The sequence below is a fragment of the Flavobacterium caseinilyticum genome (assembly GCF_004349085.1).
GTDB lineage: Bacteria > Bacteroidota > Bacteroidia > Flavobacteriales > Flavobacteriaceae > Flavobacterium > Flavobacterium caseinilyticum.
The window spans coordinates 183,817-193,255 of sequence record NZ_SMFM01000007.1; the positions used below are offsets into that span (position 1 = coordinate 183,817).

The 9,439-nt window shown below is 31.9% G+C and carries 7 protein-coding genes and 1 rRNA gene; 2 read left to right on the forward strand and 6 right to left on the reverse strand.

From position 1 onward, the window contains the following. Window positions 1-152 precede the first annotated feature (152 nt). Window positions 153-1,019 carry an alpha/beta hydrolase gene (locus E0F89_RS13885; RefSeq protein WP_131910375.1) on the forward strand — a complete coding sequence of 289 codons (867 nt, stop codon included), beginning with the start codon at window positions 153-155 and terminating at the stop codon, window positions 1,017-1,019. Between the two features lie 89 nt (window positions 1,020-1,108). Beyond that, window positions 1,109-1,498, forward strand: coding sequence for a peptide-methionine (R)-S-oxide reductase MsrB (msrB, locus tag E0F89_RS13890; RefSeq protein ID WP_131910376.1), 390 nt, complete (start codon window positions 1,109-1,111; stop codon window positions 1,496-1,498). Between the two features lie 692 nt (window positions 1,499-2,190). Here the strand turns inward: msrB and E0F89_RS13895 are convergent. The 6 genes from E0F89_RS13895 to rrf form a co-directional block, all read right to left on the reverse strand. Beyond that, window positions 2,191-3,813: an amidase gene (locus tag E0F89_RS13895; protein WP_131910377.1), complete on the reverse strand. Its 1,623-nt coding sequence runs from the start codon at window positions 3,811-3,813 to the stop codon at window positions 2,191-2,193. A gap of 184 nt (window positions 3,814-3,997) precedes the next feature. After that, entirely contained in the window at window positions 3,998-4,549 is a 552-nt protein-coding gene (locus tag E0F89_RS13900; RefSeq protein ID WP_131910378.1) for a hypothetical protein, read from the reverse strand. Window positions 4,550-4,589: 40 nt separating this feature from the next. Then, window positions 4,590-4,841, reverse strand: coding sequence for a hypothetical protein (locus E0F89_RS13905; RefSeq protein WP_131910379.1), 252 nt, complete (start codon window positions 4,839-4,841; stop codon window positions 4,590-4,592). Window positions 4,842-5,020: 179 nt separating this feature from the next. After that, window positions 5,021-8,017 carry a sensor histidine kinase gene (locus E0F89_RS13910; RefSeq protein ID WP_131910387.1) on the reverse strand — a complete coding sequence of 999 codons (2,997 nt, stop codon included), beginning with the start codon at window positions 8,015-8,017 and terminating at the stop codon, window positions 5,021-5,023. Further along, complete coding sequence (locus E0F89_RS13915) at window positions 8,001-8,753, reverse strand: LytR/AlgR family response regulator transcription factor (RefSeq protein ID WP_131910380.1); 753 nt, start codon at window positions 8,751-8,753, stop codon at window positions 8,001-8,003. The genes E0F89_RS13910 and E0F89_RS13915 overlap by 17 nt, the downstream gene beginning before the upstream one ends. Before the next feature lie 410 nt (window positions 8,754-9,163). Then, window positions 9,164-9,273: ribosomal RNA gene (gene rrf / locus E0F89_RS13920) — 5S ribosomal RNA — on the reverse strand. Window positions 9,274-9,439: the final 166 nt, after the last annotated feature.

Genomic DNA, 9,439 nt, shown 5'->3' on the forward strand with positions numbered 1-9,439 from the left:
GTTTTCAGTTAATTCGACTCTTATTGAAATATTTTAAATTTCAGTCTTTTGTGTTAATACCTATGAAGACCTTATAAAAAATACTACTTTTATGTTTTTCTAAATTTAGTAAAAAATTTATAATATAATAACCCGGTTGAAAATTTATTGAAATGACAAAAAAAACTTCTAATCATACCCAATCATTGAAAATTCCTAAGATTATTTTATTAACCAGTAAATTAATCTCTTTTATTTCTCCAAAACTAATTACATTATTTGCTGCTAAACTCTTTACAACACCTATAAAACATAAAATTCCAAAAAGAGAATTAGAAATGGATCGCAAAAGCATTCAAAAAATAATCCAAGTGCCCACAATTGACAAAGAGGTTGTTTTGTATCAATATGGAAAAAGCGAGAAGAAAATTTTATTAGTACACGGTTGGTCGGGACGCGGAACTCAATTATTCAAAATAGCCGATGAGTTAGTAAAAGAAGGATATTCCACAATTAGTTTTGATGCTCCAGCGCATGGAAAATCACCCGGTAAAACTACTATTATGGTCGATTTTATCGCTACCATTTTAGAAATAGAAAAACAGGCTGGACCCTTTGAAGCAGCGATTGGTCATTCATTGGGAGGAATGTCCGTTTTGAATGCGATAAAAAAAGGTTTAAAAGTTAATCATGCCGTAGTAATTGGCAGCGGCGACATTGTGGAGGATATTATAGATGATTTTATAGCAAAATTAGAATTGAAACCAAGTGTTGGCACTCTTTTGCGCCTGCATTTCGAAAAAAAATATGGAGAAAAAATGAATAGTTATTCTGCTTTTCTGGCCGCCAAGGAAACTGCTATTCCAGTTTTAGTAATACACGATAATCACGACCCCGAAGTTCCTGTAAAAGCTGGGATTCACATACATAAGTATTTAAAAAATGGAGAATTATTATTAACAGACGGATTAGGGCATCGAAAGATTCTTGGAAACTCAAAAGTAATTGATAAAACAGTTCAATTTATAAAGGGTAATTAACTCTATTTAAAACACATAAATAAAAAAAATAAGTCTTATCTTAAAGAGATAAATAAAGAATAATAATTTTTCAATAAAATTAATAAATCATGAAATACCCTGTAGAAAAAACCGAACAAGAATGGAAGGAACAATTAGGCGAGGAACGCTATAGAATTCTACGTCAAAAAGGAACTGAATACCCACACACGGGAGCTTATAACTTGCATTACGAAAAAGGATCCTACTGTTGTGGTGCCTGCGGCGAACCTTTGTTTGAAAGTAATTCTAAGTTTGATGCGCATTGCGGTTGGCCGTCATTTGATGAATCTATTCCCGGAAAAGTAGAATATATTTCAGACGTTACACACGGCATGAAACGAACCGAAATCCTTTGTGCAAATTGCGGTAGTCATTTAGGACATGTATTTGATGATGGACCTACAAAAACCGGTCAACGCTATTGTGTGAACTCTTTATCAGTGGACTTTAAAGAATAATGTTATCGATTTAAAGAAAATTCAAACTGATTGGGGTAAAATTTAGAGCCTTTTCTAACAAAAGATAAAAAAACATCCGTTGGTATATCATAATTTTTATTTATTAATTGTGATTGAGATACTTACAGCTTAGGATTTCGATGCCAATTTTACAAAAAATTGTTAGTAACTTACCTGAAACAAAACCAAATATGGAAAGCTAAGCTGTTTCTAATGAGGAAGCAATATTGCCATACCTCTCTAAAGTTAGAAATTTTGGTGCCAAAGCAAATTGGCTATAAGAACTAGTATAAACCATCCAGAAAGATGAAAATATTCACTTACAATGGAAGGTTTGGTTGCCTCAAAAGGTATTGGAAGAAAATTTGGTAACCTAAATCATAGCAAAGCATAAATTGTTACAGATAGTATCATCACAGATTTACATAATTGTGCAATAGATCCAAGAACTAGGATAATAACAGAAAGCACAGATGAAACGGAAGTCAAAAAATAATTGATAGTAGTGTTATCAAAGGAAAATTAGGGAGAAATCGGGATGACTATTCAATTTCGGGGAAGAGAAATTTGGCAGTCAAAACCTAAATTTCCAGAATTTCCATTTAACTCTATCTGTGAATAGTATTCAATTGAAAGGGTAAAAAGTGACTCACTTTTTACCCTTTTAAATTTTTATAAATTGAATAATTCTATTATAAAAATGAAGGCTTGAATGCTGGTTTTAGTCGCTTTTTAGACGCTTGTTCGTATGCATACCCTAATCCTATTAATTTCCCTTCAGTATACGGAGTTCCGAAAAAAGATAATCCAACAGGTAAATCATAAGCCATCCCATTAGGAACTGTTATATGTGGATATCCACTTGCCGCAGCAGGCGATGTCAGAGAATATCCTCCCCAGCGATCCCCGTAAATCATATCAATACTGCAAGCTGGTCCCATCGTTATTCCACAAATAGCATCCAACTTATTTTCCTCAAAAACAGCTTTCAAAACCCCTTTACTTCCTTCAAAACTTAAGGTAAGTGCTTTCAAATATTCTTTATCATCCAATCCTTTTTTTGCGTTAGAACTCTCTAATGTTTCTTGTTTAAAATAAGGCATTGCTTTATCTTCATTACTGCTATTATAATCAATTACCTCTTTTAAAGTTTTAACTTTTGCATTGGCTGTAGCCAAATAGGTATTCAAACCGTCTTTAAATTCATATTGTAAAACTTCAAATTCGGCTTGACCAAAAGCATCAAATTTTTCTATGTAATCAATTTCGACAACAATAGCTCCTTGCTTTTTTAGAAGGTTCACTGCATCGTCTAAAAGAGCATTAATGTATTTATTGTTCCCTTGAGGTTTTTTCTCAATACCAATGCGCTTGCCTTGTAAAGCATTTGCATCTAAAAAAGTCGTGTAATCTTTTTGAGCTTTACCTTTACTTTCTAGCGTTACAATATCGTCTTGGTCAACATCGGCCATTTCTCCTAATAAAATAGCCGCGTCGGTTACGGTCCTCGCCATAGGACCGGCTGTGTCTTGTGTTTTTGAAATTGGAATAATACCTGAGCGACTGACTAGGCCTACTGTTGGTTTAATACCTACAATGCCGTTCACCGATGCCGGACAAACAATAGAACCATCCGTTTCGGTTCCAACAGCAACTACGCAAAGGTTGGCTGACACGGCAGTACCTGAACCCGCACTGGAACCACATGGATTGTGATCTAAAATGTAAGGATTTTTGGTCTGGCCGGCTCTGCTGCTCCATCCGGAACATGATTGCGTGGAACGAAAATTGGCCCATTCGCTCAAATTGGTTTTACCAATTATAATTGCTCCTGCCTCTCTAAGTTTTTTCACTACAAAAGCATCTTTTGAAGCAATATTCCCTGCCATTGCCAGAGATCCTGCAGTGGTTTGCATTTTGTCTGCTGTATCTATGTTATCTTTTATCAAAACAGGAATTCCATGTAAAGGTCCTCTGCTCTTACCTGCTTTCAATTCTTTATCCATTGCAACAGCAATAACAACTGCATCCGGATTGATTTCGATAACTGAATTCAATTTAGGTCCGTTTTTATCAATATCTTCAATGCGTTTCAAATACAATTGTACTAATTGTTCCGAAGTATATTTTCCAGAAGTTAATTTCTCTCTTAAACTGCCGATGGTTTCTTCATTAAGTTCAAACGCTTCATTAGAAACTTCGACTGGTAATGAATCTTCATTCTTTTTGGTACTGGATGTGCAACCTGTAACCAAAAGTGTGGTAAGCCCTGCTGAAGCAAGAGTGGCTGTAGTTAAAAAAGATCTTCTTTTCATAGGTTAAGTTATTTGGTTAGCGATTTATTAAACAAAAAACTAAAGTAGTTTTTTTTCACCAAATACAGTAAACTATTAATTGGAACAAACGTTAAAGTTTAGATTGTGCGTAGAGTGGGAATAGAATTTTTTTTCTCTTAATAAATTTATTTCATAAAATAAATTATAATACAAAACATCCTATCTAAACATAAAAAAAAGAAACTAAAGTGGCTATTAAAATTATATATGTAAACGCCTGCACTAATTTTCGCTGAGGATGTTTGTAATAAATAGCATCATTTTTTAGAAAATGAATCAAATACAACATGAATTTATTCTCAGATAATTTCGATAATTGCTTGCACAAAACATTTGTGAAATGTAAGAATGAAAATGCTGAAAGTGAGGTATTCTCCTTACTATTTCCATCTTCAATTTCATCATAAACGTTAGCACTATCATTATGAAAATTCCTTAAATAACCTCTGTCCTCGTCTTCTTCCTCTTCAATATTCTTTAAAACAAAAAACCACGAACAAATCAAAAAGCTCAGCAGCATAAAATATATTGGAAAATCAATTTCGGAACCGTTCAACAAGGTAAAATAGTATAACCCGAAGCCAATATTAGAAAGTAAAAGCGATTTATACGGTGAATTTGACATAGCTTCGACAAGAAAACTCATCACAACAATACCAAATGCGATAAAAGAAACAAACGTAAAATTTTGCACAGGCAAAAAAATAAAATCCATACTCAGAATTGAATTATTTCAAATGGTAATAATGAGATTTTTAAAAGAACGGTAAATGCCTGCCCCGACAATTCCCATCAGGATGTTTCGGACATAAAAAACCTGTCAAACTAAAAATCGAAGAAGAGATGGCACCACAATATTTACAAAAATATTGCGCTTTTTCGGATCCCTGATATAGAATATGCTTCCCTTTACCGCTTCCCATCGGATGCCGATAGCACGACTTTTCGGTAAGACTCGAAATAGTGTTGCTTTTGGAACCACAATTTTCACAGTAATACTTTTGCATATGTTTTTGATTTTGATTGAACACCTTTGCGGTAAAAATATAGGATTAAATAAAGTCCAATTAAATCATCTTATAGGAGGCCCTTTTTAATCTATGAAAGCGCATCACTGGTTTGTAAACGCAAAAAAGCTCCTATCCAAAATTGGATAAAAGCATTTTATTTTTTGTATTATAAAAGATTACACCGACAGTTTTATGGTAACTGTCGTTCCGTTATTTTCAGTTAATTGAATGTTTATCGGGTTGACATTTGAATTTTGCAAAAGGGAAAGCCTCTCTTTTGTCAACTGAATGCCTTTTGAGTGATGAAATTTCGTTTTTTTAGCGGCATTTAAGCTCATTCCATTATCAATAATTTTACATTCTAAAACATTTTTAGATACCATTTCAAAAGAAATTATCAATTTTGGCGCAGGATGCGAAGCGTTAAAGGCATGAACAAAAACATTTTCAACAAAAGGCTGCAACAACATGGTTGGGATTTTGGAATGATAAACATCCACATCGCCTCCGATTTTGAATTCGGTTTCAATTCGGTTATCAAAACGCATATTTTCAATCATAATATAAGACTTCAAATACTCTATTTCTTCTTCAACAGTAATCGTTTGTTTAGAGGAATTTTCTAATGTTTTACGAATTAACTTTGCAAACTCTCCGATATATTTCAACGAATTATCAATATCATTACTGATGATATAATCCTGTATGGCATTCATAGCATTAAACGTAAAATGAGGATTCATTTGACTTAACAATGCCTCCAGCTTAGTTTCTGCGATACGTTTTTGAATAACTGCTTTTTCTCTGGATTTCTTTTTAGATTTAAAAATCAAATAAACTAAAACATTAAATACTAACAATACAACTAAAGCAATAAACCACCAAGTCATCCAAAATGGAGGTTCAATGTGGATTTTTAATAATTTAAAAATGGTAGCTTTTCCTGCATTCGAATCAAAAATTTCCACTTCTAAATCATAACTACCGTATGGCAGATAAGGCAAAAACAAGTTTGTTTTTTCGCTGTAGGGACTCCATCGATCAGTATTTTTTAGACGATATCTGAATTTTAATTTATTCGGAATGGCATGTCCTTTTGGAATAAAATCAATAGAAAACGAATTGTCATTGTAATCACAAATTAATTCTTTTGAATTAAAGCGAAACCATTTATAATTAGTAGAACTGATGGGAATATTATTAATAGCAATTGTTGAAATTACCAGCTCCGAGACGGTCATTTGAGGCGCTGTTAATCGATTTAAATTAATGGTAAAATATCCTTTTTTAGTCCCTAACCACAACTGATTTTCAAAAATTTTGGAAGTGGTAACCGCTGCATCTTTCAATCCTTGCTCCTTGTCTATTAATCGAACAACACCATCTTTGTAGAGGTTAATTCCTTTCTCGGTTCCTATAAGAATAAAATCTTTATACGATTCCAAAAACAGTATGGTGTTACCAACTATCTCTTTTTTCGAAATCGTTTTTATAATTTTAAAATCTTTTGAATCTTCTACAATGAAAACATTGCCAAATTCAGCCGCCAAAACAAGTTGCCCCTTATGATTAACTGTTATATGTTTGAACTTTTTCTCGTTCCAAATTCCCTCCGCTAAATAAGAGTGAAACTGATTGTTTTTATAGACATATAATCCATTAAAAACAGAAATTAGATACGTTTTATCCTTGTTAGTAAGAATCTTAACAATGTACTGCGGAGTGTTTTTTTCGAACTTTGAAAAATGCTTATTATCTAAACTGTGAACATTTTCATATAGTCTGGTACCCGCATAAGTTATTGTTTCTATGAATTTACCGTTGTATGTAAAACCAATTTTCAAACTGTGTTTAGGTAAGTAATTAATAATATTTCCTAAACTGTTAATTTCAAATATTCCAATATTACTGCCTATCCAAAAAGAATTTTCGTTTTTTACAATTTCATAAAACTCAATACTACTGGCAGGAATAGTAAAATCCAATTCAAAATCTCTTAACTCAACCCCTTGTTTAGCAACAAATTTATTTCCTTTTTTCAAAAAATTGAGCTCAAAATTTTTAAAATTAAGAGAAGAAATAGTTTTTATAATTTTCTTATCTGAATTTTTAATCGTTAAACCTTTGTTGTGTAAAATAAATTTCTGCTCTCCAAAATTTTCAAAATCAATAACTGATTTAGCGTCAAATAAATTGTAATCAATTAAATTATCCAATCGTACTTCATAAATCCCTTTATCATTGGAACCTACATATAAGATATCTTTAGATTTATCGTAAACTACATTTAGTAAAATTTTAGAATCAATTCCAAAATATTCCGAAACATCAATCATTTTATCATTCTCAACTTTGTAAAGTCCACCGTCTGGCTTGTAAACACCCCAAGCTGCTGCGAAAATGGTATTTTGTTTATCTTTAGCGTATTGCCAAACCATAGATTTACCAATTTTTACGGTAGAAATTTTCTCTTTTAAAACATCTTCTAAATTAAATTTATTAATAAATCCTTCATTACTACTATAAAGAGTAGTTCCGTAAAGAGCTAATCCATAGATTTTTATATGAAAAAGAATTGGAATGATTATTGGCTTTATACCCGATTCATCAATTTTAAATAAACCATCAAAAATAGTAGCAAAATAAACTTCATCATTATATTCGAAAAAAGAAATACTAATAAAATCTTCTTTGTGGGGTGGAACTTTTGGAGTTACTAATTTATTAGTATTGATATCAATTATTGAAACGCCTTGCTCTGTACCAACATACATCTTATTTTTGAAAGGAAATACTTTACGCGTTTTATCAGCTAATAATCCATTTTTAATTGTAAAAACTGTAAACTTTTTACCATCATATTTGCTAATTCCCCCACCATAACTGGCAAACCACATGTTTCCATTAGTGTCTTGATTAATATCCCAGCAGCTGTTGTGACCTAAACCATCAGTTTCGTCAAGATTAGAAAATGAACCGTTCTCCATCCTGGAAACGCCATTTTCAGTTCCAATCCACAAAATATTTTCTGAATCCAAAAACAAAGAACGAACAGCATTATTAGGTAATCCATCTGTAGTAGAATAATTTTTGGACGGATAATACTGTCCCAAAAGTAAATATGGAAAGGAGAATAGACACAAAAAAAGGATTAATTTATTTAGAAATCGCATCAATTAATTCTTTTTTGGTAAATGATTTATCTGAAACAGGAATTTTATCTCCAGTAATCATTTCTAATAGAAAATCATCTGATTTAAAGCTAATTACGAAACTAACATTTATTAAAAAGCTTCTATGAACTCTCAAAAAATTAGAGCAATGAAGCAATTCACAGGTTTCCTTAAACGATTTTGAAGTAAAATATTTTTTGTCCAAAGTGTAAACTGTAGTATAAGCCCCATCTGATTTACAAAATATAATGGTATTGGCTTGAACTACTTCAAAACCTATTTTTGAGGGAAAAACTATTCTTTCTTTCCCTGTATTTTGATTGGCAAGGTTTTCAGCTAACAATTTATAACGATCAAAATTAATTTTATCTGTTTTAACCTTTTCGATTCGATCAATAGCTCGTTTAAAATCCTCAATATTGATGGGCTTAATAAGATAATCTAAAGCACTATTTTTAATAGCATCAATAGCATATTCTTTATGGGCTGTTGTAAAAATAATTTCAAATGCTATCGAATCAAAATATTTAAAAAGTTCAAAGCCGTTTTCTTCAGGCATTTGAATATCTAAAAAAACAATATCCGGATTATGTTTTTTAATCGAAGAAACTGCTTTCTGAACAGAATCACATTCATCAAGGATCTCTATTTTATCGTTATATAAATGGTTACATAATTTTTTTAAAAAACTACGTGCATGAAATTCATCGTCAACTATAATTGCCTTTAGTTTCATTAAATGGAATATTTTAGCTAAAAATACTACATACAAAAGAAGAAACGTACCAAATAATCAACATTAAAAACATATATTAGAAAAATAAATTTATACAGCGATAATGTACAGTTTGTTTTAATAAGAAATAGACAAGTAAAAATTAAAGCGAACTAAATTTTTAGGCTAACTAATATTAATACCTAATTTTTACTACTCCACAACTTTTAGGATTGATCCTTAATTTTTACTGTTCCACATGTTTTGCGATTGATACAAAATAAAGGAAGTGGCTAACGGATTCGGACTAACCAAGAATGCCAAACCGAGAATCCTTCATATCCGAACACGGCGAACCTCGGCAAAAACAAAAAATCCCCATCAAATTAATGATGAGGACTTAATAGATCCTGAAATAAATTCAGGATAAAGAAAGGCGACGACATACTCTCCCACATAACTGCAGTACCATCTGCGCAGGCGGGCTTAACTACTCTGTTCGGGATGGGAAGAGGTGAGCCCCGCCGCAATAACCACCTTAAGAGGTTATAATTGCTTTGGGCAATTACTGTAATGTTGTTTATTGTTTTATAAACATCACTTACATAATATCTTAACATACTGAGATAAAGAAAAAAGTATTAAAGTTCCTGAAATAAATTCAGGATAAAAGAAAGTTTCTTCCTGCCGATTGCTCGGCAGGAAAA

Excerpts from the sequence above, each read along its gene's own strand:
- E0F89_RS13885 (WP_131910375.1), top strand. The coding sequence starts at position 153 with ATGACAAAAAAAACTTCTAATCATACCCAATCATTGAAAATTCCTAAG.
- msrB (WP_131910376.1), top strand. The coding sequence starts at position 1,109 with ATGAAATACCCTGTAGAAAAAACCGAACAAGAATGGAAGGAACAATTA.
- E0F89_RS13895 (WP_131910377.1), bottom strand. The coding sequence starts at position 3,813 with ATGAAAAGAAGATCTTTTTTAACTACAGCCACTCTTGCTTCAGCAGGG.
- E0F89_RS13900 (WP_131910378.1), bottom strand. The coding sequence starts at position 4,549 with ATGGATTTTATTTTTTTGCCTGTGCAAAATTTTACGTTTGTTTCTTTT.
- E0F89_RS13905 (WP_131910379.1), bottom strand. The coding sequence starts at position 4,841 with ATGCAAAAGTATTACTGTGAAAATTGTGGTTCCAAAAGCAACACTATT.
- E0F89_RS13910 (WP_131910387.1), bottom strand. The coding sequence starts at position 8,017 with ATGCGATTTCTAAATAAATTAATCCTTTTTTTGTGTCTATTCTCCTTT.
- E0F89_RS13915 (WP_131910380.1), bottom strand. The coding sequence starts at position 8,753 with ATGAAACTAAAGGCAATTATAGTTGACGATGAATTTCATGCACGTAGT.